This window comes from Shewanella sp. ISS20, assembly GCF_056522965.1.
Map to the genome: position 1 here is coordinate 3,488,241 of NZ_JAWRZK010000001.1, position 23,142 is coordinate 3,511,382.

A 23,142-nucleotide genomic window follows, 5' to 3' on the forward strand; every position below is an offset into this window, starting at 1 on the left:
CAGGGCTAAGCCGCAGACGTAAGCGTTAGGTAGGCGCTAAAGAATTTAAGCCACTTGATAGAAATTATCGGGCTTGGTCATGCAATTCCCTTGAACCTGGCTGTCATCATTCATACCAGTATTGATAGTTGTAGTTGCTGAATCCGTGTTTTTAACCGCGACGGCATCGGTCGCTATGCTGAGTAATTGCGCTTGTATTATATCGGTTGCCATGCTGATGCATTTACCACATTGGTCGCCAACCCCAAGACGATTGCGCACATCGTTAAGACTAGTGTCGCCAGCGGCTACAGCGCGTTTAATCTGGCTATCAGTGATGCCATTACAAAGACAAATAAACATAGAAACTCCGGCTAATTTACCCCCTCATTCTAGTTGAGAATGATTATCACATCTATTAATTTTAAAAAAGGTTGTCAAAATGGGCTTATTGTTTGAAATCAATTTGGTAATTGGATTATACCTAGTCTAGGCTTAATTCAATATTGCGAGCTTTAAAACGTCATGCAGTCGTTGTACTCAGTGTTAGGAATCACCTTATATAAGCTCAGGAAATAGAACCGCAGGTCACTTTGGATAAGTGTCAGTGATAACAAGGATTGGAGCCCATTATGCGCAAGAATATGCCCGTCACCCAACGTAACAATGATTATCCTGCGGATTGGATTTTACTATCAACTACCGATGATCAAAGTCGTATCAAGTATGCCAACGAAAAGTTTTGTCAAATTGCGGGTTACAAATTAAGTGAAATGCAAGGTCAGCATCACAATATGGTGCGCCATCCTGATATGCCGCCAGCAGCATTCGCTGACATGTGGGGCAAAATTCAAAAAGGCCAACCTTGGAAAGGATTAGTTAAAAACCGCTGCGCTAATGGCGATCATTATTGGGTAGATGCCTTTGTTACTCCTATTTCTGAACATGGTAGAATCGTTGAATTTCAATCAATACGGGTTAAACCGCAACAAGCGCAAATTGATCGCGCAGAAGCTGCTTATAAAGAATTAAATGCCAAAGGCAAGGTATCTGCGCTACGAGGCGGTATGGCGACAGCGACCAAGTTGGCCTTGTTTGCTGGTCTTGGCATGTTACCTATGCTGTATCTGGCGTGGATAAGTGGCGCTATGGGCTTAGGTTTGTGGGCCTTGTCAGCGTTATTAATTTTTGGTGGTGGTTACGCGGCTTTGGGGCATTTTCGCCAGTTAGTGGCTAAAGCCAAAACCATTTATGACAGCCCACTTATGACCTATTTATATGTCGGCCGTAATGATGATGTGGCGGTGGTTGAACTTGCCATGCAAATGCAGTCTTCAGAGTTAAAAGCCCTGTTAGGGCGAGCATTTGATTCTTGTGAGCAAGCAAGCTCCGATGCGCGGACATCGGCCGCTAAAGGTGAAGATGTGCAAGGTAACGGACATTCACTGCAAGGCGAGATGGATCAAGTGGCCACGGCAATGCAAGAAATGACTGCGACCTTAAATGACATGTCTGCCAATTGTACAGACGCTGCTAATGCGTCGCAAAAGGCCTCGGCTGAAGCGAAAAATGGCGATGTTATTGTTGATAAAACTATTAAGTCGATTGAGTCTATGGCAAGCCAACTTAAAGATACTTCTGCAGCCATAGCTGAGCTTGAAAATCACAGCAAAGGCATAGGCACTGTACTGGATGTGATTCAAAGTATTGCTGAGCAAACTAACTTATTGGCATTAAACGCGGCTATTGAAGCGGCGAGAGCGGGCGAACAAGGCCGCGGCTTTGCTGTAGTGGCTGATGAAGTTCGAGCGCTGGCTAAACGAACCCATGAATCGACGACTGAAATTCAAAGCATTATTAATTTATTACAACAAGGAACCGCGCGAGCGGTGACAAGCATGTACCAAGGGGTCGATGCTGCGCAGTCTTGCGTTAAACAAGCCGATGAGGCGGGTGTTGCCCTGAGAACTATCAGTGAAGCTGTAGCATCTATTACCGATATGACCCATCATATTGCAAGCGCTGTTGAAGAGCAATCGAGTGTATCTAATGAAGTAAATCGCAACATAGTCAATGCGTCGCAATTATCAAATAGCAACAATGCATTAGGTGAGGATATGGTTGGGCTTAATGAGCAAGTACTGCAAAAAATTAATGCGCAGCAGGCGTTAGTGAAGCAATTCTTAGACAGAGTAATGAAACAGGGATAAGGCTTAATCCCGAATTCAACTCCGAAGTAAGCCTTAACAACAAAAAGCATCCGTAAGGATGCTTTTTGTTGTTAAGGATGCTGTAAGTGGTAAGCGCTCGCTGGATTATTGAAGCGTGCGCTTGGCGGCCCATAATGTAATAAATGAGTGGTGGTTTATAGCAAGCCTGCCTAGTGGCTAACTTAATAGCCGCGCTTGAAATCGACCTTATGGTTAAGCGGTTGCTGCTGAATAAACTTACGGTAGTTGTCAGCAAAAATAGCCACTACTTGCTCTGGTACGCTAGGGGCTGAAATATGTGGGGTGATGATGGCATTCGGACAGCGCCATAGCGGGTGTTGCTGCTCAAGAGGTTCATGTTGAAACACATCTAAAATCGCCAGTTGCTGCGGCTTAGTTAGCAGTTGCTGGTAAAGGGCGGTTTCATCAAGCGAGTCGCCTCGACCAAGGTTAGCTATGATGGCATCACTTTTTAGTAAGCTAAGGCGCTCAGCATTAAGCAGTAATTTAGTGTCTGTAGTGCTTGGTAATACGCTCACTAGGATGTCGCAAGTCGCGATCACGCGGGATAAATCACTTAAGGAATAACATTGGTCAAATTCTGGATGTTGCTCGCCGCTGCGATTAACGCCAGTGACTTGCATGCCAAAATGGCGCGCAGTTAAGGCTAAATGCTTACCTATGCTGCCAGTACCTAAAATCAGCATATGTTTACCCATAAGGCTGGCATGAGGCAAAGCTTGCCATAGCCCTGCAGTTTGCTGGGTGCGATACCTTGGTAACTGGCGAATATGAGTGAGGAGATGAGCAAACAGATATTCACTCATCAAGGGGCCAAAAATGCCGCGCACATTGGTGAGTAAATAGTCCTGTTTAAGCCTTGGGGCCATCAGTAAATCAACCCCAGCAAAGGTGCTTTGCATCCAAGTTAGTGCTGGGGATAAGGGCAATAATGGCTTGGCTAAGGCGGGTTCTGCCAACCAAATATCAGCTTTACTAATGAACTGCGGATCATCACTGGCAATGACTAATCCTGGTAATTGTTGCTGCGCTAATAGTTGGCGGTAGCAGTTATTATCTTTGGTCAGCAGTAACAGTAAATGCGCCATAACATCCTTATCGGTTTATTGATTAGCCGATGCCTTAGTTAATACGGCGGCGGCATTATCGGGATAATTACTAAAAATACCTGCTACCCCTTTGCGCTGCAGTAACAAGATATCTTCTGGATAATCTACAGTATAAACAAAAACATCAATGCCGCGCTGCTTAGCATCCGCTAACATTTCATCTGTCATGAAATTGATATCTAAGTGAATTGATTGCGCATTTAGCGTGGTGGCGCATTGGCATAAATCTAGCGGCACGCCTTCAACCAAGGGCGCAATACGCGCATCTGGCCAGAGCTTACGACAGGTCAGTAAATACTGATGATTGAAAGATGAAATCAGTAGCTTATCTGGCGCAAATCCAAGTTCAGAGATTAACCTTGGATACAGGGCTAAAAAGGGCTCCAGTACGCTGCGACCTTTGAGCTCAATATTCACAACCGTGCTAGTGGGTAAGCTTTGCATTAATTGCCATAAGCTTGGAATGGCTTCGCCTGCTAGTTTTTGCTCAGCAAGATAAACGAGGGTCTGCTCATCAATTATGCCTTGGCCTGAGGTTTTAGTTTCTAGGCGCCGATCGTGATACACCATCAATTCGCCTTCCACCGCATGAATATCGAGTTCAACCGCAGTGGCGCCTAACTCAATGGCGAGTGTCATCGCTTTAATAGTATTTTCGGGCGCGTAACCACTGGCGCCGCGGTGAGCAAAAATTAGCATTATGATGTCCTATCGTATGATGGGATTAGTATCCCGCTGCGGCTGAGATATATGGATTTCAAGCTGCGGATAGGCCAATTGTAGATCATTTTCTTTAAGCTTCTGGCTAATCCGTTTATGTAAATCATGGCGCAGCGGCCAACGTGAATTCATGTCTTTAGCGTATGCGCGCACTTCATAATCTTGAGTGTGCTGGCCAAAGCCAGCGAACCAAATTTCTGGCTCAGGAACTAGCAAGGCAAGTTGGCAATCTTGTACCGCTTGATAGAGCGCCGCTTCTACTTTCGATGGGTCTGAATCCCTTGCCACGGCAACATTAATAATGACGCGAGTAATAGGATCAGACAGTGACCAGTTAATTAACTGCTCAGTAATAAAGGCCTTATTTGGCACGATAATTTCTTTTCTGTCCCAGTCAATAATAGTCGTCGCACGGATTTGAATTTTGCTGACAGTACCAGTGAGATCGCGAATAGTAACGGTATCGCCAATACGTACCGGTTTTTCAAATAAGATGATAAGACCTGAAATAAAGTTTGCGAAAATCTCTTGTAAACCAAAACCTAAACCTACCGAGAGCGCGGCAATCAACCATTGCAGTTTTGACCATTCCATCCCTAAGGTTGAAAAGCCAATCAAGGTACCAAAGAAGACTACTAAATAGCGGCTGACCGTAGTAATAGCAAAGCCAGTACCTGGTGATAAATCAAGCCGTTGCAATATCATCAGCTCTAATAGGCCGGGGAGGTTAGTGGCTATCATCATAGAGAAGCCGACTATCGTTAGCCCCAAGAGTAAGGATTTGAGCGTAATCGGAATTTCCTGTTCAATACCATTAATGCTGGTGGTGCTACTCCACAACGTAATGCCATCTAAGAAGGAAAATAACGCCATGTGGGTTTGGGTCCACAGGCCAATAATACTGGCAAGGAAGCCTAACAGTAATAAGGAGCGTACTAGACCTAAGGATTGGCTAGAAATGGTCTCTAAATCGACAATCGGTTCTTCATAGGTTTCAAGGCCATCGTTAGCATGGGCTTCACCTTTCTCCCGCTGGGCTAAGCGCTCAGCACGTTTAGCTTTGGCGCGATCAAAGGCAATGCGCCGTCTTTCAATCAGCATCCAACGTTTAATCAGCTGATACGACAATAACACCGCAAGACCGAGCACTAGTGATAACTGCAGTTGCAGTAATAACTGAAACGCTGTGTAGTAAAAGCCCATAAAGGCAAGAGCCGCACTTAGCAAGGGAACTGACACTAATACATAGGATAAAGTCTTATGTATTAAGCGCTTATTCTTACCGTCTTTATCGGCGTTGTCTCTAATCTGGTTGAAGATCCCGACCAAATCGCGATACAGCAAAAACAATAAAATACAGAATAAGATAAAGGCGCCGCGGCCTAAACTGTTGCGAATGAGTGAGGCATCTAAGATTTCCGTAAACCCCATGATACCCACAAGCGGCAGCACCATGATGACAAAACGGTCAAACTTAGCCTGCATGAGCACAACGCTTGCACGCGGGCTATTAAAGTGCCCAGTAATAAGCGAGGTTTCGGCGCACAATAAGTCGATTACTCGTTGTAATAGGTATAAGCCGCCAATTGCAATGGTCGCCATGCCAATTGCTTGGGTAAAGTTGTGGTCGGAATCCAGTGCAATAGCGCCTGCGACTATCACAGGGATGGGCCGCAGCATGGCGTAACCTAAGCTCACTAATAATGATTTTAAGCTGTTACTGAATTTGTCTTGGGTCACCTTGCCGACGTTACGGCTATAGTGAGTCACTACCTTATGATAGGGTTTGGCCATGAGATCTTGGATCACCACACACAAGGTCAAAAGAATTATCCACCACGACCACAGATTGGTTTGATGGCTAAAACTTGAGCTGACTTGCTGCCATGGCGCTTGGTCAAACATCCACACAATACTGCGCTGCAAATCGATAAACCACGGCTTATTGATTTGCGCTGCATTGGGGACCCAGAATAACTGCTCATTGAGGGTATTTTTTAACTCTTGATGCTGCTGAGATAATTGCTCATAACTAAATTTGAGCTTGGCTAACTCACCGAGATAAATCTCATAAGATTCCATTAGCTTTTTGAGTAACACTTGCTGCGAATCTAGCAGTTTTTGCTGCGACTCGCTGAGCTCAGAATCACTTAATAACAGCTGTTCATTTTGACTGAGTTGCTGCTCCACGTGATAGCGACTTAAGCGCGTATCGGCAATTTTAATTAGCAGCGCTTCAGTATCTGGTGGTTTAGGCAGGTTTTGCAGCATCTGCAAGAAACGCTCACCAAAGGCTGAGTTACCTTGTAGCCAGCTAATTTGCTGTTGAATATTGGTAAGCTGTTTAGCTTGCTGTTGGTACTGATTTTCAGCGTCTTCCTGCTCGCGCACTACCTGATTGGTTTGTTTAGTCACGCTTTGCAGTTCATCGCCCAAACTAATGTTGGTATTGCTAAGGCTCAGTGACATTTCATCAATCAAGGTGACATTGGTTGATAAATTATCCAGTAAGGTATTTTCAGTGTTTTGGCTGCGCTCGTCACTTAAGGCGCGATTTAAGGCTTCAATCAGTTTTTCTTGTTGCAGTAATTGCGCTCGCACTAACTGCAGTTGCAACTGTGCGAGTTCAATGCGGGTGGGGCTTGAATTTAATTCGGCTTGCAGCGTCAATAAATGCTGTTGATACAAGTCAAGTTGGGTGCGTTGCAGTTGGCCGGTTGGCGTATCCGCGGGGGCACTCACATTTTTTTGCTGTAGCGCCAGTGCGTCGCGGGCATCTTTTAAGGCTTGGGGTAATTGTTTTTGCCGCTGAATATCATCATTTATCTGTTTACCAAGGCTGGCCTCAGTTTCTTTGAGTTCAGATAATTGCAGATAAGCCATAGAGGCTTGCTGGCCTAAATCTTGTTTGGGATTAATGCTAAGTTCTGTGCGCGCGGCTTTGAGCCTAGCATTTAGGTTATGACGGCGAATTTCACTGTCACGTAACCCTTGCTCGTAAGACTGTTGACTCGTCTCTAGGCTCACTATGCTGACAGTTAATTGATCTATTTGCTGATCAAGAGTCAAGGTCTGAGCCTGATTCGAGTTCATGCCCATGCGCTTGTCTAATGCTAATGGGGAGTTCGCAAAAGCAGAGGCACTAATTAGAGATAATACGAGCAAAAATATACGAAACATGACAGACATAATAACAGCTAGGAAAGTGCTGATCTTAGCTAAGTTATTGGTGGAATAACATCTATTCTTACTTTTTTTTCTGTACTTGTGAGTTATGGTTTTGTGCGGTTTCATAGAGGGCTGTGACTACCACTAAGGTTCCGCCTACCGCGGTTTGCCAGTTAATGGGTTCAGAAAGTAACCACCACGCTAGCAGCGTGCCATATAAAGGTTGCAGGCAAGCCACTAAGCCCACGGTTTTCGCTTTAAGTTGCCTTAATGCTGAGGTGAATAACGCATGGGGCGCGGCGGTAAACATTAGGCCTAGCAATAACAAATATAGCCAAGTGCTTGAACTCACCTCTGTTAATGCTAAATCGCTGGCGGGCATCAAAATGGCTACTGCCACTAAGGTTTGAAAAAACATGGCATGGGCGCCATTGTACTGACTGAAATAGCGTTTAAGGGTGAGGTTTCGAGCGGTAAATAAGGCGGCCGATAATATACCGACTAACACACCTAAGGTGGTTTCATTGCCTAATGAAAATTGCGGGATAAGTAAGAAAATCCCCACAAGCACAACCATGCCACTGACAATATCTTTAAGTGCTGGGCGCTGCTTATGCAGTAACGGCTCAATGAGCACTGTCATCACAGGATAACTAAAAAAGGCAATCATACCGATAGCGACGGTTGAGAGTTGTAATGCGGCAAAGTAAGTCACCCAATGCAGGCTAACTAACACACCTAATATCAGGGCAATGAGATAATCTTTGGGGGATCGTAAGCGCAGCGATGCTTGGGTGCATTTTACAAAAATGGCTAAGGCGGTCGCCGCAATTACGCATCTAAGCCAAGTAATATCAAGCGCTGTTAAAGGGATGAGCTTAGAAAATAATGCCGTACCGCCAAATAGGAGTACGGCAATATGTAGCTCAATCAGCGCATGTTGCTGCTTCGGCATTACTCTAGGTGAGCCAGCGGGCGGCCTAAGCGAGTAACTGCGCCAGGCTTAATGCCATCAGCAAAGTCATCAAGCATGTCATCAGCAAACAGCATAACAACAGTGCTGCCAAGCTTGAACCGACCCATTTCATCACCTTTTTGCAAAGTAATGGCATCAGGACCAGTGGTTGGGTAATCCCAGCTCACGATTTCTTTGCCGCCTGGCGGCGTAATAGTGCCTGCCCATACGGTTTCGATACTGGCAACAATAGTTGCGCCAACTAACACCATGGCCAGTGGGCCATGCTCAGTTTCAAAAATGGCCACTACACGTTCATTGCGAGCAAATAAACCCGGTACGTTTTGAGCCGTTAATGGATTAACTGAAAATAGATCGCCTGGCACAAAGGTCATTTTTGACAAGGTACCAGTAATTGGCATGTGAATCCGGTGATAATCACTTGGCGCCAGATAAATAGTGGCAAAGTCGCCACCTTTAAAACGATGCGCGTCTTTGGCGTTATTACCTAATAATGCAAGCGAGGTGTAATCATGGCCTTTGGCTTGAAAAATTCGGCCATCGTTAATTTCACCAAACTGGCTAACAGTACCATCAACTGGATGCACTAATACCTTGGCATTGCTATCTATTGGGCGAAGTCCTGGCTTTAATGCACGAGTAAAGAAGTCATTAAAAGTGCTGTAGGCTTCTGGGGCCTCGCGCTCTGCTTCACTCATGTCGATTTTGTATTGCTTAATAAACCAGCTGATCGCAGCCGTTGTCATGCTGCCCGCTTGTGCTGCGGCAAACTTACCCACTAGGCGCGACACTAGATGCTTAGGTAGCAGGTACTGCAACGCAATTTTTACTTTATCCACAGCTAAATTCCTTTAATTCGTACTTGCCCCAAATAAACCTTGGGCACCGTGACAAAAAATGTCACGGCGAGAATGTATATAAGTGCTTACAAGTCGTCAACACTATGTCGGAAATGACGCGCGTGTCTTTGCTCATCAAGACTGGCGATAATTTTGTGATAGTTGGCAAAGCGTTCATTGGCTATGTGGCCATCTTCAACGGCGGTGCGCAGGGCACAACCTGGATCGCTGCCATGTTTGCAATCACGGAATTTACAGCCGCCTAGGTATTCTCTAAATTCAATAAAACACCAACCCACACGCTCAGGGGGTAAATGCCATAAGGCAAATTCCCGCACGCCTGGAGAGTCAATTAAATCACCACCCGCTGGGAAATGTAATAATTTAGCTGTAGTAGTAGTGTGTTGCCCAAGACCTGAGTTTTCAGACACATCACCTATGATTAAGTCCACATCGGGTAATAGTGCATTAATCAGGGATGATTTACCCACACCAGATTGCCCAGCAAATACGCTGACCTTATCTTTTAGTAAGGCTTGCAACTCATCGATACCGGTTTGTTCGTGACTACTAACTTTAAACACTTGATAGCCAATTTTTTCATAGACAGCTAGCGCCGCATCAATTTCAGGCTTTAACGCATCATCGAGTAAGTCTATTTTATTCAGTACTATGACTGGCTGAATACCAGTATCTTCTGCGGCCACTAAATAGCGGTCGATAATCTGCGTACTAAAGCTGGGTAATACTGATGACACAATCAAGATCTGGTCGATGTTGGCTGCAATAATTTTTACGCCATCGTAAAGATCGGGGCGACTCAAGAGTGAGTGGCGCGGGTGCACAGCTTCCACCACGCCGCCAATGCCAGCGCGAACAGTCGTAGGTTCATCAAGATTAGTATCACTGGCTAAACGCACTAGCACTTTATCGCCACAGACTAACGAGCCTATGTTGCGACGTATATTGCAGCGCACCACTTGTCCGCTTGCGGTTTCAATATCAGCGTGTTGGCCAAATCGAGAGATGACGATAGCAGGCTGTTCTTGACCAAGTGAACTATCCTGTAACTCAGGAGCATCGTTTTGCGAATGACCGCGGTTAAGCCTTTTTTCATGGTTTGCACGCATTCTGCGTAACTGCCCATGATTTAATGGTTTCTTTTTAGTCACAGGTATCTCTTCGCCATTAAGGTAATGTCGTGTTCAATAAAAAGCAGTATGATACACGGTCTTGAATAAAAAAGCCTGATTTAGCGGCAAATGGAAGAAGTAAGGCAGAGTATGGCGGCAAATGAAAACAACCTAATTTGGATCGATCTGGAAATGACAGGGCTTGAGCCTGAAACTGATCGTATCCTTGAAATCGCTACCATAGTGACAGACGCACAATTAAATATTTTGGCTCAAGGGCCTGTGCTGGCGATTCATCAGTCAGATGAAATCTTAGGTTTGATGGATGATTGGAACCAAGAGCACCATGGTGCTTCTGGATTAATTACGCGTGTTAAAGCGAGTACTGTTACTGAGCAGCAAGCAATCGATGAAACCATAGCGTTCATCTCACAATATGTGCCAAAAGGTGTATCTCCACTTTGTGGTAACAGCGTTGGCCAAGATCGCCGCTTTTTAAACCGCTACATGCGTGAGTTGGAAGATTACTTTCATTACCGCAATTTAGATGTCAGCACAGTTAAAGAGTTAGTTCGTCGCTGGCAACCTGAGCTGATGAGTCAGTTCAAAAAGCAAAATACCCACCAAGCACTCATGGATATTCAAGAATCTATTGCCGAATTGCAGTTTTATCGAGCAACAGTATTTAAAATTTGAGCAAACGAACAGTTTTTTGCAATATAGGGCTTGCAGGGGTCTGAAATTTTCATATAATGCTGCCTCACTTCTGGGGTGGCTTCAAATTTAGCGAAACACCTCAAGTAGCACAGATAAGCGGCATTAGCTCAGTTGGTAGAGCGATACCTTGCCAAGGTATAGGTCATCGGTTCGAACCCGATATGCCGCTCCAAATTTTAATCTGAAAATACTCAGAGTCATAAATTTGCTTCTGTGAAGCAAACAAGATGCGGCATTAGCTCAGTTGGTAGAGCGATACCTTGCCAAGGTATAGGTCATCGGTTCGAACCCGATATGCCGCTCCAAGTTTGAAAGTAAAAAAATTCGGTAGCAGTTCAGTGAGTAGAGCGAAACCTTACCAAGGTATAGGTCATCGATTCGAATCACTCTTTGTAAAAAGATAGGGCCGCTCCAAGTTTGAAGTTGTAAAGTAAACAAGATGCGGCATTAGCTCAGTTGGTAGAGCGATACCTTGCCAAGGTATAGGTCATCGGTTCGAACCCGATATGCCGCTCCAAGTTTGAAAGTTAAATAATTCGGTAGCAGTTCAGTGCGTAGAGCGAAACCTTACCAAGGTATAGGTCATCGATTCAAACCACTCTTTGTAAAAAGACAGAGCCGCTCCAAGTTTGAAGTTGTAAAGTAAATAAGATGCGGCATTAGCTCAGTTGGTAGAGCGATACCTTGCCAAGGTATAGGTCATCGGTTCGAACCCGATATGCCGCTCCAAGTTTAGATGTTAAAAGAATCGGTAGCAGATCAGTGCGTAGAGCGAAACCTTACCAAGGTATAGGTCATCGATTCGAACCACTCTTTGTAAAAAGACAGAGCCGCTCCAAGTTTGAAGTTGTAAAGTAAATAAGATGCGGCATTAGCTCAGTTGGTAGAGCGATACCTTGCCAAGGTATAGGTCATCGGTTCGAACCCGATATGCCGCTCCAAGTTTAGATGTTAAAAAATTCGGTAGCAGTTCAGTGCGTAGAGCGAAACCTTACTAAGGTATAGGTCATCGATTCAACCACTCTTTGTAAAAAGACAGGGCCGCTCCAAGTTTGAAAGTTAAAAGATGTAAAGCAAAACAAGATGCGGCATTAGCTCAGTTGGTAGAGCGATACCTTGCCAAGGTATAGGTCATCGGTTCGAACCCGATATGCCGCTCCAAATTACTTCTCCTAAATTATTTTCCTCTAATTATCTCCTGTAATCTTCTGCGTTAACTTATCTCTTTTATTCTCATTCTAATCCGTACAAACCACTACCAATATATTAAGTTCTTTAGCATAGCTATACTTTTCTGCCCACTTAGTCTGCTCTTATTCATCACTCATATGGTGAGGTAATTCACCCATTTTTCTAACAACCAATAATTAAGCGTCTGACTTAGGTTTTTTTGTGACCACATTCAAATAATTGACTAACAACTGCAGCTTTAATTCGGCTCTGGTTCGTTTTTAAGCAGTTAGCCCCTACACTGATTTCTCCATTTATTCATAGTGAGATAAGTGCTTGAGGAGTTGATATGCGAATTCAGCAATTACGCGATATGCTAGAGCATGTGGTCGAAACTTATTTAGAAATGCATAAACTCTATCTGCGTCTCTATCATTATGCTGATGGTACTCGGGCGAAATTACTGCTTAATTATCTTCAGCAACAAGAACTAGTACAATCCCAAGTATTGGCAACATATATTGAAACTAGCACTAAAGCTATGCTGGATACTTGGTATGAAAATGCTTCTGTCGTTGGGTTAACCAGTAGCTACGCCAATATCTATCTACCCGCCAATATGTCAACCGATCAGGTTATCGATTTACATTTGCAATTGGATTCAGAAGTCATAGCCACATTGGATAACTTAGCGGCCAATTCACTCAATCATAAAATTCAGTTAGCTTTAAAAAGCTTGGTCAATAGTGCCGAAATCAAGCAGCAAAGGTTCATTCATAGTGCTGCTCGCTTTGATGACTTGTAGCTGTCAGCCAAAAAACTTGCTCTAAGTTGCTCGCTTAACTCTGGTTTAAGCAAGATAAATGATCTGATCCGCTAACTCTGGACACTTAACTAAGCACTATTTTCAATTCAAAATTCTCAGGGCTTAAATAGCCAAGTGAACTATGCCTTCTGGTTTTATTGTAATCAACTTCTATGTACTCAAACACTGTGTGCTTCATGGTTTCCCGGTCCATGATCGGCTCGTACTGAATGGCCTCAACCTTCAATGAATGGAAGAAGCTCTCTGCACAGGCGTTGTCCCAGCAGCAGGCTTTGCGGCTCATGCTTTGGATAAGCTGATTTTTTTCAATCAGATCTCGATACGCATGTGAACAATATTGGCTGCCTCGGTCACTATGAACAATCACTTTTTTTGGAAAACCACGACGAAACAGCGCCATTGTCAGTGCGTCACAAGCCAGCTTAGCCGTCATGCGATTACTCATCGACCAGCCAATCACGGCGCGCGAGTACAAATCGATAATCACCGCCAGATACAGCCAGCCTTCGCTTGTCATCAGATACGTGATATCACCGACCCATTTTTGGTTCGGGCCGCTGGCATCGAAGTTCTGCTCCAGCAGATTTGGCGCTACCGAAAGCTGGTGATCGCTGTCAGTTGTTGTTTTGAATTTACGGGCTGCTTTAGCCACTAAATTCTGTCTTGTCATGCTGTTCATCATGGTTTTCAAATTAGCGCGATCGTAATCTTCCGCGAGGTCGACTTGAATACGCCGAGCGCCAGAGCGTTCCTTGCTCTGGACAAAAATAGCTTTGATTTGCTTATCACGGCTGTGCTGTTTGCGCAAGCGTGTACTCGGCTCTTTGCTTGATTTTCGCCAGGCATAATACCCACTTCGCGTCACGCCAAGCACTGTCGCCATTGGCTTTAGGCGAAACTGGTGCTGGTGTTCGAGCATAAATTCGAATCGTTCTACTTTTGATTCTTCGCGAAGTAGGTGGCCGCCTTTTTTAGGATGGCTAAATCCTCAGCTTGGTCGGCTAACAGGCGTTTTAACTTGGCAACTTCAGCAGCAAGCTCGACTTCACGCTGGCTAGTTGTCGATTTCTTCTCAATGGCAGAGCGCCAGTTATAACGTTGTGATCCGTAGATTTTGAGCTGCCTAGCAGCTTCAGCAACACCGACACGTTCAGCTAGTTTCAGGGCTTCAGCTTTAAATTCAGCCGTGTGGGTCTTGCGGGGCTTTTTGATTGTCATATTCACCTCGTTAAGTCATTTTACTCACTTAGCGTGGTGTCCAAAAGTATTGGATCAGATCAAAACAATTCTAAGGCTTAAGACTAAATGCTGTTCTCTTGAGCATTTGCAAGCCGATACCTGTTTAACTGGGAAGCAGTTTCATTATAGGTGTTAATTTTGCGCTGTTATCTCTGATATAATCTCTCGTTTTCTTATCGGCAGCGCGGTTGATTATCCTCATTGGTTTATTGATGACTTAATAGTAGTGGTAATTTAGGCTATTTTGAGTGCTGGGCGTGTCTTATATTGTTAGTTTGAAAATGAAGAGAATGAATTTAATCATGGATCCCAAGACTATTTTTCTGAACGATGACACTGAGACTGTTGCTTTTGGTCAAAAAATGGCGGCTTTGTTAACCCCGCCCTTAACCCTTTATTTGACTGGCGATTTAGGGGCTGGCAAAACCACCTTAAGCCGAGGAATTATTCAAAGCTTAGGTCACAAAGGTGCGGTTAAAAGCCCGACTTATACCTTAGTTGAGCCTTATGAGCTCGCTGATATCGATGTTTATCATTTTGATCTTTATCGTTTAGCGGATCCTGAAGAATTAGAGTATATGGGCATTCGTGACTATTTTAGCGATCGCAGCTTATGTATAGTGGAATGGCCAGAGCAGGGAGCAGGCTTATTACCTGATGCCGATTTACATTTACATCTCGCTTATGACGGCGATAGTCGATTGTTAACGATTAATGCTGGCAGTGAGTTAGGTAAGAGTCTGTTAGAAAAATTATAAGAATAATTATAAAAACAATGCCAATTACATACTTTAAGGGTTATCCCTATCTCATCCTTCTGACGTTGCTATGTTGGAGCTCAACGGCGTTTGCAAATAATTTGCAAGGGGTCAGGATTTGGGCTGCGCCAGAATCGACGCGAGTGGTATACGATCTCTCAACGCGTCCTGATTACAACTTTTTTACGTTAAATAACCCTGAGCGCTTAGTTATCGACTTAAAGCAAACCAGTTCCAAGGTTAAGTTCGATAAGATTGATAATAACAGTAAGTTAGTCAAAGGCATTCGCCTGAGTAAAGCGCCAGGTAAAGGGGTTTTACGAGTGGTGATTGACCTTAAACGTCCGGTTAAGGCTAATGTTTACGCTTTATCCCCGACGGCGCCTTACGGTAATCGTTTAGTGCTTGATCTTAATGAAATTCAAGAGACTGCTAAGCCTGTGGTGAAAAGTAAGCCGCAAGCTCTCAGAGACATCATAGTAGCGATTGACGCAGGTCACGGCGGTGATGACCCAGGCTCCATTGGTCCAAGTGGCGTGTATGAAAAAAAGGTAGTGCTACAAATCGCTAAACGCGTGGCGCAGCATGTCAATAACACCCCAGGTATGAAAGCTGTGATGACTCGCAGCGGCGATTACTTCGTGAATCTTGATAAGCGCTCATCCATAGCGCGCGATCATAAAGCCGATATTTTAATTTCAATTCATGCCGATGCCTTTACATCACCTAACCCTAAGGGCGCATCCATTTGGGTGTTATCGCGTCGCCGCGCTAACAGTGAAATTGGTCGCTGGCTCGAGCAGAAAGAAAAACACTCAGAATTATTGGGTGGCGCCGGCGAAATCATTCAAAGCACGGACAGTGAACAATACCTGACCATGACACTGCTGGATATGTCGATGGATAAGTCGATGGCAGTGAGTCACTCGATTGCTGACAATTTATTGCGGGATTTAGGTAAGGTGACTCATTTACATAAGAGTAAGCCGGAAGCGGCGAGCTTTGCCGTGTTGAAATCACCAGATATTCCGTCAATCTTAGTGGAAACAGGCTTTATTTCTAATCCCAGTGAAGAGCGCAATCTAGTTAATACCAAGCACCAAGAGCGCTTAGCTAAAGCCTTGCACACCGGGTTAGTCCGATATTTTGAAGCCAATCCACCCGATGGCAGTTTATTTGCCAATAAAGGCGCGGCTAAGCAGCAGATTAGCCGCAGCGGGGTAATAAAACATAAAGTGAGTAAAGGCGAATCTCTGTCGGTGATAGCGTCGCGCTATCAAGTATCGATTGCCCAAATTAAGGCGGCCAATAACTTAAGCTCTGATACGGTTAGGTTAGGGCAGCAACTCACAATTCCTAAGGCATAACATGAGCAGTATTCAAATATTGCCACCACAACTGGCTAACCAAATAGCGGCAGGTGAGGTGGTTGAGCGCCCCGCATCGGTGGTTAAAGAGTTAGTGGAAAACTGCCTTGATGCCGGCGCAACTAAAATTGAAATTGAGATTGAAAAGGGCGGCAGTAAGCTCATTAAGATCCGTGATAATGGCGCTGGCATAGCTAAAGATCAGTTAGCCTTAGCATTGGCACGCCACGCCACCTCTAAAGTCAGCAGTTTGGATGACTTAGAGGCCATCATGAGTTTTGGTTTTCGTGGTGAGGCTCTGGCGAGTATTAGCTCGGTATCGCGTCTGACCTTAACCTCAAAAACGGCGGAACAGAGCGAAGCTTGGCAGGCTTATGCCGAAGGCTCTGAAATGGCGGTTAGTGTGATACCGGCAGCGCACCCTAATGGCACTACCATTGAAGTGAAAGATATCTTCTTTAATACGCCTGCACGCCGCCGCTTTTTGAAAAGCGATAAAACTGAATTCACTCATATTGATGAATGGCTCAAAAGAATTGCTCTAGCCCGCCCTGATATTCATTTTGTGCTGAGTCATAACGGTAAGCCTGTGCGGCAATTGCGCCCTGCCATGACAGATAGCCAATATATACAAAGACTAAGCCAAATAGGTGGTAAAGCCTTTGCAGAATCAGCCATAGGCATTAATTGCCAGCATGATGGCATGACATTAGCCGGTTACGTGCAATCACCAGCCATTGCATTGGCTGACCCGGATTTGCATTATTTTTATGTCAATGGCCGCTTAGTGCGCGATCGATTAGTCAATCATGCCATTAAGCAAGCATTTGCAAGTTATGTGGATGCTGTGTTGCCAGGCTTTGTGTTGATGCTCAGCATCGAGCCGCAGCAGGTCGATGTTAATGTGCACCCAGCTAAACATGAAGTGCGTTTTCATCAAGCGCGTTATGTGCATGATTTTATCTTGCAAGCACTGACGTCGGCATTATCGCAATTTGCTGAGCAAAAGTTACCGCTTGATAATGCCTCAACATCGGTCAATGTGTTTGAACACACAAGCCCTAGGGGCGGCGGCTATGATGCAGCAGGCGCAGATGCTAGTGCGGTTGATACAGATATTAGTTACAGTCATGATTCACCATCATATGGCGCGCCGCTGACTAGCAGTTACTCCTCAAGCCAAGGAAGTCAGTCAAGTTACTCAAGCCCATCTGCTGGCTCGGGCGCCAGTTATTCTGGCCGAGTTGCAGAAAGTCGCCATTATGGCTCTGCGCCAGTCTCTAAAGGTGCGGCGCGTAGTTATGGCCAGTTACTGCAAACCCCAATGGTTGGGAGCGCTGCCAATGTTAGTGTGACCATGCCGCCGGTACTTGATAATCAATACTGGGTGATGACGGTAGGCACGCACCTGCAACTGCTCAGCATAGATATAGTTAGGCAGCAGTGGTTGCAGCAACAGATCTTGGCTAGATTAGCCACCGGGTTAATTGCGCAGCCCTTGTTAATGCCGATAGCATTAACAGCCGACAAGGATTGGCGGCAACTAATTAATGATAAAGACGGGTTACTACGTCAGCTTGGATTTGAATTAATCATTCGCCATCAGCAGTTGATAATTCGCAAAGTGCCCCCATATATTAAAGAGAGTCAGTTAGAGCGAATAGTGCCTGAATTATTGCAATGGTTAACCTTTGATGAGCCAGCGCTAGAAGCGTTAGCGGCATGGTTAGCGCAACATAGTCGTCAAGGCGACGCTCAGGAGTCTTGGCTGTATTTTACCCAATTATCTCAAGATGAAGTGGAAACTTTATCGCGGCACAAGGTGGATTTGCCTTGGCAAGACTACCTAAAAGAGAATCTAAGTGACTAAAGCAAAAGTACTATGTTTGATGGGACCGACCGCTTCTGGCAAAACGAGTTTAGCTATGGCGTTATCCCAAGATCATAACTGTGAAATAATATCCGTCGATTCTGCGCTAATTTATCGCGGCATGGACATAGGTACGGCCAAACCAACGGCAGATGAGCTTGCGTTGGCGCCGCACCATTTAGTGGATATTTTAGATCCACTGCAGAGTTATTCGGCGGCTGATTTTAGATTAGATGCCTTGCGATTAATCGAAGATATTATTAGTCGCGGTAAAACCCCCTTGCTGGTTGGGGGAACCATGATGTACTTTAAAGCGCTGTTAGAAGGCTTATCGCCTTTACCTAGTGCCAATGAAGACATACGTCGGCAGATATTACTTGAGGCTGAGCAACAAGGCTGGCAGGCTCTGCATGATCAATTAGTTGCGATAGATCCGATCGCTGGGGCACGCATTCATCCCAATGATCCACAACGATTATCACGGGCGTTAGAAGTATTTAGGATCTCGGGTAAATCATTAACTGAACTTACCCAGACTAAAGCTCCTGCATTACCTTATGATTTTGTTCAATATGCCATCGCTCCGACGCAAAGGCATGAGTTACATAGTTTAATTGAACAAAGATTTGATATCATGATGGGTCATGGCTTTGTTGAAGAAGTGATTAAACTTAAATCACGTCCAGATTTACACTTGGACTTACCGTCGATACGTTGTGTAGGATATCGTCAATGTTGGCAGTATCTAGATGGTGAGTTTTCTGAAGCGGTTATGAAAGAAAAAGCCGTGGCAGCAACTCGGCAATTAGCCAAGCGGCAATTAACTTGGCTGCGAAGTTGGCCGGAGCTGCAATGGTTAGAAAGTGGTAATGACAGTAATTTATCGCAGTTAAAACAACATTGCATATAACTGTAAAGATAAGATTTGATTGGAACTTTATATCTGGGCTGCTGGCATAATAAGCAGAGCTGTATAATACTAAAATGCAATCAGATGTTATCGCAGAATTTAATTTTGAATTTCAAAAATAAAAGGAAATAAAAATGGCTAAGGGGCAATCTTTACAAGACCCATTTCTGAATGCTCTCCGTCGTGAGCGTGTTCCAGTATCAATTTATTTGGTCAATGGTATTAAGCTACAGGGACAAGTTGAATCTTTCGACCAGTTCGTCATTTTATTGAAGAACACGGTAAGCCAAATGGTTTACAAGCACGCGATTTCAACCGTTGTTCCTTCACGTCCTTTCACTGTGACGAATCACCAGCCACAAACTGGCGGTTATGGTGCTGACGACAATAGCGCTGAATAATTATTCGCGGGAGATGTTCTTTGTTTGATCGTTATGAGGCAGGCGAAAATGCGGTACTTGTCCATATCAATTTTACTGACGAAGACCGCCGTGAAGACTTAGTCGAGCTGCAGTTGTTGGTGGAATCGGCTGGTGCCCGTGAAGTAGGGGTGATTACTGCAAGTCGCAGAAGTCCAGATCGTAAATTTTTCGTAGGATCAGGTAAAGCTGATGAAATCGCTACATTAGTTGCTGCAACTGATGCTGATGTAGTGATTTTTAATCATGCGTTGACACCGGCTCAAGAGCGTAATCTTGAAGTCATTTGTCAATGCCGTGTGCTTGATCGTACCACGCTAATTCTAGATATTTTTGCCCAGCGGGCGCGTACGCACGAAGGTAAGTTACAAGTGGAGCTAGCGCAATTGCGCCACATGTCGACTCGCCTTATTCGTGGTTGGACGCACCTTGAGCGGCAAAAAGGGGGCATTGGTCTTCGCGGACCGGGTGAAACTCAGCTAGAAACAGATAGACGTTTACTGCGTGGCCGCATTAAGGCTATCAATAAACGGTTAGACAAAGTTGATCGTCAACGTGAACAAAGTCGGCGTGCGCGTAAACGCAGCGATATGCCGACTGTTTCTTTAGTGGGATATACCAACGCTGGCAAATCGACTCTCTTCAATGCATTAACATCATCCGATGTTTATGCGGCTGATCAGCTTTTTGCTACTTTGGATCCGACCTTACGCAAATTATCTATTGATGATGGAGCGGTTATTCTGGCGGATACCGTAGGTTTTATCCGTCATCTTCCCCATGATCTGGTGGCTGCATTTAAAGCAACCTTACAAGAAACTCGTGATGCCGACTTGTTGCTACACGTGGTGGATTGTGCCGATGAGAACATGGATGATAACTTTGAGCAGGTTCAAGCTGTACTAAAAGAGATTAAAGCCGATAACATTTTGCAACTGATTATTTGCAATAAAATCGATCTACTTGATGAGCAAAGCCCTAGGATCGATTATGATGCTGAAGGTAAGCCTACTCGAGTGTGGATTTCTGCTCAGCGTAAGCTTGGCTTAGAATTAGTTGCTAAGGCGATTACTCAGTTAGTCGGTGAAGTGATTGTTGCACTCACGCTACGGCTGCCAGCCGCAGCAGGGCAATATCTTGGTCAGTTTCATCGACTCGAAGCGATTCAGCAACAAGAGTATGACGACTTTGGTAACTGTATCTTGTCTGTGCGTTTATCTGATACGGATTGGCGGCGCATGGTAAAACAAAGTCAGGGTGAATTGGAAACCTATATTGTTACTGATACAGTATAGGTATATTTATATTTTTTCTTATATTCTATCCACTTATGGAGTACTAAATGGCTTGGAATGAGCCCGGTAACAAGGGTAATGACCCTTGGGGGAATAAAGGTGGCAATGATAAAGGGCCACCAGATATGGACGAAGTTTTCCGCAACTTGTCGAAGCGTTTTGGCAAAAAGGGTGGTCCTTCAGATTCTGGCGCCGGCTTTGGAACTAAAGGAATCCTTGTGATCCTTGGTGTTTTAGTCGTTGTTTGGGTGCTTTCTGGTTTTTATTCAATCAAAGAAGCTGAGCGCGGTGTTGCATTGCGTTTTGGTGAATTTGTTGGCTTAAAAGATCCCGGTTTACAGTGGAAACCGACATTTATTGAAGAAGTGTATCCGGTTAACGTTGAAACTGTACGCTCTATTCCTGCCAGCGGTAGCATGCTGACCACTGATGAGAACGTAGTTAAAGTCGAATTAGACGTTCAGTATCGTGTTACTGATCCATACCGTTTTATGTACAGCGCCGTGGATGCCAATGCCAGTTTGCGTGAAGCCACTGACAGCGCCTTGCGTTATGTTGTCGGCCACAACAAGATGGATGACATTTTAACTACAGGTCGTGAAGCGATTCGCAATGACACCTGGAAAGAGTTAGAGCGCATCATTGAGCCTTACCATTTAGGCTTAACCGTTGTTGACGTTAACTTCTTGCCCGCCCGTCCACCTGAAGAAGTAAAAGACGCATTTGATGATGCGATTTCAGCTCAGGAAGATGAGCAGCGTTTTATTCGCGAAGCTGAAGCTTATGCCCGCGAAGTAGAACCTAAGGCGCGTGGTGTGGTTGAGCGTATGTCGCAAGAAGCTGAAGCTTATAAGCAGAAAGTGACGCTAGAAGCTCAAGGTCAAGTGGCTAAATTTGATAAGTTACTGCCTGAATATTTAAAAGCGCCAGAGGTAACTCGTCAGCGTCTTTATATCGATACTATGCAGCATGTAATGTCTGGTAATAACAAGGTCATTGTTGATACTAAGAGCAGCGGTAACATGATGTATTTGCCTTTAGATAAAATGATGGATAGAAAGCCAGTTGAATCAAAGAATCCAGCCGTACGTCCAGATTCTGAGAGTCAGCAATTTAACTCTAACTCATCGTCAACACCAAATTACCAGAGCTCTGGTCGTATGACTCGTGAAGAGCGCATGCGTCAAGGGGGAGAATAATCATGAATAGAATTGGATTGATTATTGCCGCTATCGTGTTGGCTATCTTAGCCTCATCCATTTTTGTGGTGAATGAGGGCGAGCGCGCCATCGTTGCTCGCTTTGGTAAAGTGGCTAAAAATGAAGGCGTGACTGAAGTCTACGGACCAGGTTTGCATTTTAAGATCCCTATGATCGATAAAATCAAATACCTAGATTCACGCATTCAGACCTTAGATGGCGCCGCTGATCGTTTCGTGACGTCGGAAAAGAAAGACTTGATGGTCGACTCTTATGTCAAATGGCGTATTAGTGATTTCGAAAAGTATTTCTTATCGACTAATGGCGGTATTAAGGCCAATGCAGAGTCTTTGTTGCAGCGTAAAATCAACAACGATTTACGTACTGAATTCGGTCGTCGCACTATCAAAGAAATTGTCTCAGGTAGCCGTGATGAATTGCAAAACGATGCATTAAAAAATGCCTCGTTGAGCGCCAAGGATTTGGGGATTGAAGTTGTCGATGTGCGAGTTAAGCAAATTAACTTACCAGCCAACGTCAGTAGCAGTATTTATCAGCGTATGCGCGCCGAGCGTCAAGCTGTGGCTAAAGAGCATAGAGCTCAAGGGAAAGAGCAAGCGGAAATTATCCGCGCTACTACCGATGCTACCGTTGCGATTAAAGTGGCGGATGCCGAGCGTAAAGCGCTAACCGTACGCGGTGAGGGTGATGCACAAGCTGCTAAGATTTATGCTGATGTTTACTCAAAAGATCCTGAGTTCTATTCTTTCATCAGAAGTTTAGAAGCTTACCGTGAGAGTTTTAATAACAACTCAGACATCATGGTCTTAGAGCCAGACAGTGAATTCTTCCGCTATATGCGTAATGAATCTGGTAAGCAATAACCATTAGCTTACTCACTCGCTAAAAACCCAGCTTAAGGCTGGGTTTTTTATGAGAGAAATTTTTACCGAGGCAAACACGGCTAAGTAGCTAAATTAGCTAAATTAAATGTAAGTCCTGTCATCAAATTATCTGCTCACGCTCGTCGCAATGTTTCTACTTTGCTACGTATTTCTCGCAATTTAACGAAAAATGACAAACTAACAGCGAATGTTGCACGTTTTGCTATGATCTGCTTCTTGTTTTTCGATATAATGAGTCGTGTCTCAAATTTCAGCATAGGAATAATGTTGAGAGACCCATATTAAAATAATTCCAACACCCTCGTGGAGAAT

The 23,142-nt window shown here is 44.6% G+C and carries 18 protein-coding genes, 6 tRNA genes and 1 pseudogene; 17 read left to right on the forward strand and 8 right to left on the reverse strand.

The window, feature by feature from the left end; translation table 11 throughout:
* Nucleotides 1-183: 183 nt before the first annotated feature.
* Nucleotides 184-342 (reverse strand): annotated as a pseudogene (locus AC1HDP_RS15860) (bacterioferritin-associated ferredoxin); the annotation flags it as partial.
* Nucleotides 343-611: 269 nt separating this feature from the next.
* Here AC1HDP_RS15860 and AC1HDP_RS15865 point away from each other — a divergent pair.
* A complete protein-coding gene (locus tag AC1HDP_RS15865; protein WP_479639486.1) occupies nt 612-2,189 on the forward strand; it encodes a methyl-accepting chemotaxis protein in 1,578 nt (525 codons plus the stop codon).
* Nucleotides 2,190-2,371: 182 nt separating this feature from the next.
* Here the strand turns inward: AC1HDP_RS15865 and AC1HDP_RS15870 are convergent, their stop codons facing one another.
* The 6 genes from AC1HDP_RS15870 to rsgA form a co-directional block, all read right to left on the reverse strand.
* The gene (locus AC1HDP_RS15870) at nt 2,372-3,298 is read right to left on the reverse strand and encodes a D-2-hydroxyacid dehydrogenase (protein ID WP_479639487.1); all 927 of its coding nucleotides are present in this window, start codon (nt 3,296-3,298) and stop codon (nt 2,372-2,374) included.
* Nucleotides 3,299-3,313: 15 nt separating this feature from the next.
* Nucleotides 3,314-4,018: a glycerophosphodiester phosphodiesterase gene (locus tag AC1HDP_RS15875; RefSeq protein WP_479639488.1), complete on the reverse strand. Its 705-nt coding sequence runs from the start codon at nt 4,016-4,018 to the stop codon at nt 3,314-3,316.
* 9 nt (nt 4,019-4,027) lie between these two features.
* Nucleotides 4,028-7,219 carry a mechanosensitive ion channel domain-containing protein gene (locus tag AC1HDP_RS15880; RefSeq protein ID WP_479639910.1) on the reverse strand — a complete coding sequence of 1,064 codons (3,192 nt, stop codon included), beginning with the start codon at nt 7,217-7,219 and terminating at the stop codon, nt 4,028-4,030.
* Between the two features lie 67 nt (nt 7,220-7,286).
* On the reverse strand, nt 7,287-8,162 hold the full coding sequence (locus AC1HDP_RS15885) for a DMT family transporter (protein ID WP_479639489.1): 876 nt from the start codon (nt 8,160-8,162) through the stop codon (nt 7,287-7,289).
* Nucleotides 8,162-9,022 carry an archaetidylserine decarboxylase gene (gene asd / locus AC1HDP_RS15890; protein WP_479639490.1) on the reverse strand — a complete coding sequence of 287 codons (861 nt, stop codon included), beginning with the start codon at nt 9,020-9,022 and terminating at the stop codon, nt 8,162-8,164. The genes AC1HDP_RS15885 and asd overlap by 1 nt, the downstream gene beginning before the upstream one ends.
* An 86-nt stretch (nt 9,023-9,108) precedes the next feature.
* Nucleotides 9,109-10,194 carry a small ribosomal subunit biogenesis GTPase RsgA gene (gene rsgA / locus AC1HDP_RS15895; RefSeq protein ID WP_140930983.1) on the reverse strand — a complete coding sequence of 362 codons (1,086 nt, stop codon included), beginning with the start codon at nt 10,192-10,194 and terminating at the stop codon, nt 9,109-9,111.
* A gap of 111 nt (nt 10,195-10,305) precedes the next feature.
* Here rsgA and orn point away from each other — a divergent pair, with 111 nt between their 5' ends.
* The 8 genes from orn to AC1HDP_RS15935 all read left to right on the forward strand — a co-directional run bounded on the left by orn (nt 10,306) and on the right by AC1HDP_RS15935 (nt 12,847).
* The gene (gene orn, locus AC1HDP_RS15900) at nt 10,306-10,851 is read left to right on the forward strand and encodes an oligoribonuclease (RefSeq protein WP_479639491.1); all 546 of its coding nucleotides are present in this window, start codon (nt 10,306-10,308) and stop codon (nt 10,849-10,851) included.
* Nucleotides 10,852-10,968: 117 nt separating this feature from the next.
* Nucleotides 10,969-11,044 (forward strand) — tRNA-Gly (locus AC1HDP_RS15905).
* 57 nt (nt 11,045-11,101) lie between these two features.
* A tRNA-Gly gene (locus AC1HDP_RS15910) sits at nt 11,102-11,177 on the forward strand.
* Nucleotides 11,178-11,313: 136 nt separating this feature from the next.
* Nucleotides 11,314-11,389, forward strand: a tRNA-Gly gene (locus AC1HDP_RS15915).
* Nucleotides 11,390-11,525: 136 nt separating this feature from the next.
* Nucleotides 11,526-11,601 (forward strand) — tRNA-Gly (locus AC1HDP_RS15920).
* Nucleotides 11,602-11,737: 136 nt separating this feature from the next.
* Nucleotides 11,738-11,813, forward strand: a tRNA-Gly gene (locus AC1HDP_RS15925).
* 144 nt (nt 11,814-11,957) lie between these two features.
* Nucleotides 11,958-12,033, forward strand: a tRNA-Gly gene (locus AC1HDP_RS15930).
* A 358-nt stretch (nt 12,034-12,391) separates the two neighbouring features.
* Entirely contained in the window at nt 12,392-12,847 is a 456-nt protein-coding gene (locus AC1HDP_RS15935; protein WP_479639492.1) for a hypothetical protein, read from the forward strand.
* Nucleotides 12,848-12,932: 85 nt separating this feature from the next.
* Here the strand turns inward: AC1HDP_RS15935 and AC1HDP_RS15940 are convergent.
* Nucleotides 12,933-14,086, reverse strand: a protein-coding gene (locus tag AC1HDP_RS15940; protein WP_479639493.1) for an IS3 family transposase whose coding sequence is annotated in 2 segments (ribosomal slippage) — nt 12,933-13,843 and nt 13,843-14,086 — 1,155 coding nt in all. Because the reading frame shifts where the segments join, the coding sequence is not laid out codon by codon here.
* Nucleotides 14,087-14,409: 323 nt separating this feature from the next.
* Here AC1HDP_RS15940 and tsaE point away from each other — a divergent pair.
* The 8 genes from tsaE (at nt 14,410) to hflC (ending at nt 22,809) form a co-directional block, all read left to right on the forward strand.
* On the forward strand, nt 14,410-14,865 hold the full coding sequence (tsaE, locus tag AC1HDP_RS15945) for a tRNA (adenosine(37)-N6)-threonylcarbamoyltransferase complex ATPase subunit type 1 TsaE (RefSeq protein ID WP_140930989.1): 456 nt from the start codon (nt 14,410-14,412) through the stop codon (nt 14,863-14,865).
* Nucleotides 14,866-14,882: 17 nt separating this feature from the next.
* Nucleotides 14,883-16,232 carry an N-acetylmuramoyl-L-alanine amidase gene (locus AC1HDP_RS15950; protein ID WP_479639494.1) on the forward strand — a complete coding sequence of 450 codons (1,350 nt, stop codon included), beginning with the start codon at nt 14,883-14,885 and terminating at the stop codon, nt 16,230-16,232.
* Between the two features lies 1 nt (nt 16,233).
* Complete coding sequence (gene mutL / locus AC1HDP_RS15955) at nt 16,234-18,102, forward strand: DNA mismatch repair endonuclease MutL (RefSeq protein WP_479639495.1); 1,869 nt, start codon at nt 16,234-16,236, stop codon at nt 18,100-18,102.
* Nucleotides 18,095-19,012, forward strand: a complete 918-nt coding sequence (gene miaA / locus AC1HDP_RS15960; protein ID WP_206194368.1) for a tRNA (adenosine(37)-N6)-dimethylallyltransferase MiaA — start codon at nt 18,095-18,097, stop codon at nt 19,010-19,012. Before mutL ends, miaA begins: the two co-directional genes overlap by 8 nt.
* 134 nt (nt 19,013-19,146) lie before the next feature.
* Nucleotides 19,147-19,413, forward strand: coding sequence for an RNA chaperone Hfq (hfq, locus tag AC1HDP_RS15965; protein WP_140930995.1), 267 nt, complete (start codon nt 19,147-19,149; stop codon nt 19,411-19,413).
* A gap of 20 nt (nt 19,414-19,433) precedes the next feature.
* Nucleotides 19,434-20,726: a ribosome rescue GTPase HflX gene (gene hflX / locus AC1HDP_RS15970; protein ID WP_479639496.1), complete on the forward strand. Its 1,293-nt coding sequence runs from the start codon at nt 19,434-19,436 to the stop codon at nt 20,724-20,726.
* A 47-nt stretch (nt 20,727-20,773) separates the two neighbouring features.
* Nucleotides 20,774-21,925 (forward strand): FtsH protease activity modulator HflK, encoded by a 1,152-nt coding sequence (hflK, locus tag AC1HDP_RS15975; RefSeq protein ID WP_479639497.1) that lies wholly within the window; start codon nt 20,774-20,776, stop codon nt 21,923-21,925.
* 2 nt (nt 21,926-21,927) lie between these two features.
* The gene (gene hflC, locus AC1HDP_RS15980) at nt 21,928-22,809 is read left to right on the forward strand and encodes a protease modulator HflC (RefSeq protein ID WP_479639498.1); all 882 of its coding nucleotides are present in this window, start codon (nt 21,928-21,930) and stop codon (nt 22,807-22,809) included.
* The last annotated feature ends 333 nt before the right edge of the window (nt 22,810-23,142 follow it).

Excerpts from the sequence above, each read along its gene's own strand:
- AC1HDP_RS15875 (WP_479639488.1), bottom strand. The coding sequence starts at position 4,018 with ATGCTAATTTTTGCTCACCGCGGCGCCAGTGGTTACGCGCCCGAAAAT.
- hfq (WP_140930995.1), top strand. The coding sequence starts at position 19,147 with ATGGCTAAGGGGCAATCTTTACAAGACCCATTTCTGAATGCTCTCCGT.
- AC1HDP_RS15935 (WP_479639492.1), top strand. The coding sequence starts at position 12,392 with ATGCGAATTCAGCAATTACGCGATATGCTAGAGCATGTGGTCGAAACT.
- hflK (WP_479639497.1), top strand. The coding sequence starts at position 20,774 with ATGGCTTGGAATGAGCCCGGTAACAAGGGTAATGACCCTTGGGGGAAT.
- tsaE (WP_140930989.1), top strand. The coding sequence starts at position 14,410 with ATGGATCCCAAGACTATTTTTCTGAACGATGACACTGAGACTGTTGCT.
- AC1HDP_RS15950 (WP_479639494.1), top strand. The coding sequence starts at position 14,883 with ATGCCAATTACATACTTTAAGGGTTATCCCTATCTCATCCTTCTGACG.
- AC1HDP_RS15865 (WP_479639486.1), top strand. The coding sequence starts at position 612 with ATGCGCAAGAATATGCCCGTCACCCAACGTAACAATGATTATCCTGCG.
- orn (WP_479639491.1), top strand. The coding sequence starts at position 10,306 with ATGGCGGCAAATGAAAACAACCTAATTTGGATCGATCTGGAAATGACA.
- AC1HDP_RS15885 (WP_479639489.1), bottom strand. The coding sequence starts at position 8,162 with ATGCCGAAGCAGCAACATGCGCTGATTGAGCTACATATTGCCGTACTC.
- hflC (WP_479639498.1), top strand. The coding sequence starts at position 21,928 with ATGAATAGAATTGGATTGATTATTGCCGCTATCGTGTTGGCTATCTTA.
- AC1HDP_RS15870 (WP_479639487.1), bottom strand. The coding sequence starts at position 3,298 with ATGGCGCATTTACTGTTACTGCTGACCAAAGATAATAACTGCTACCGC.
- mutL (WP_479639495.1), top strand. The coding sequence starts at position 16,234 with ATGAGCAGTATTCAAATATTGCCACCACAACTGGCTAACCAAATAGCG.
- AC1HDP_RS15880 (WP_479639910.1), bottom strand. The coding sequence starts at position 7,219 with ATGTTTCGTATATTTTTGCTCGTATTATCTCTAATTAGTGCCTCTGCT.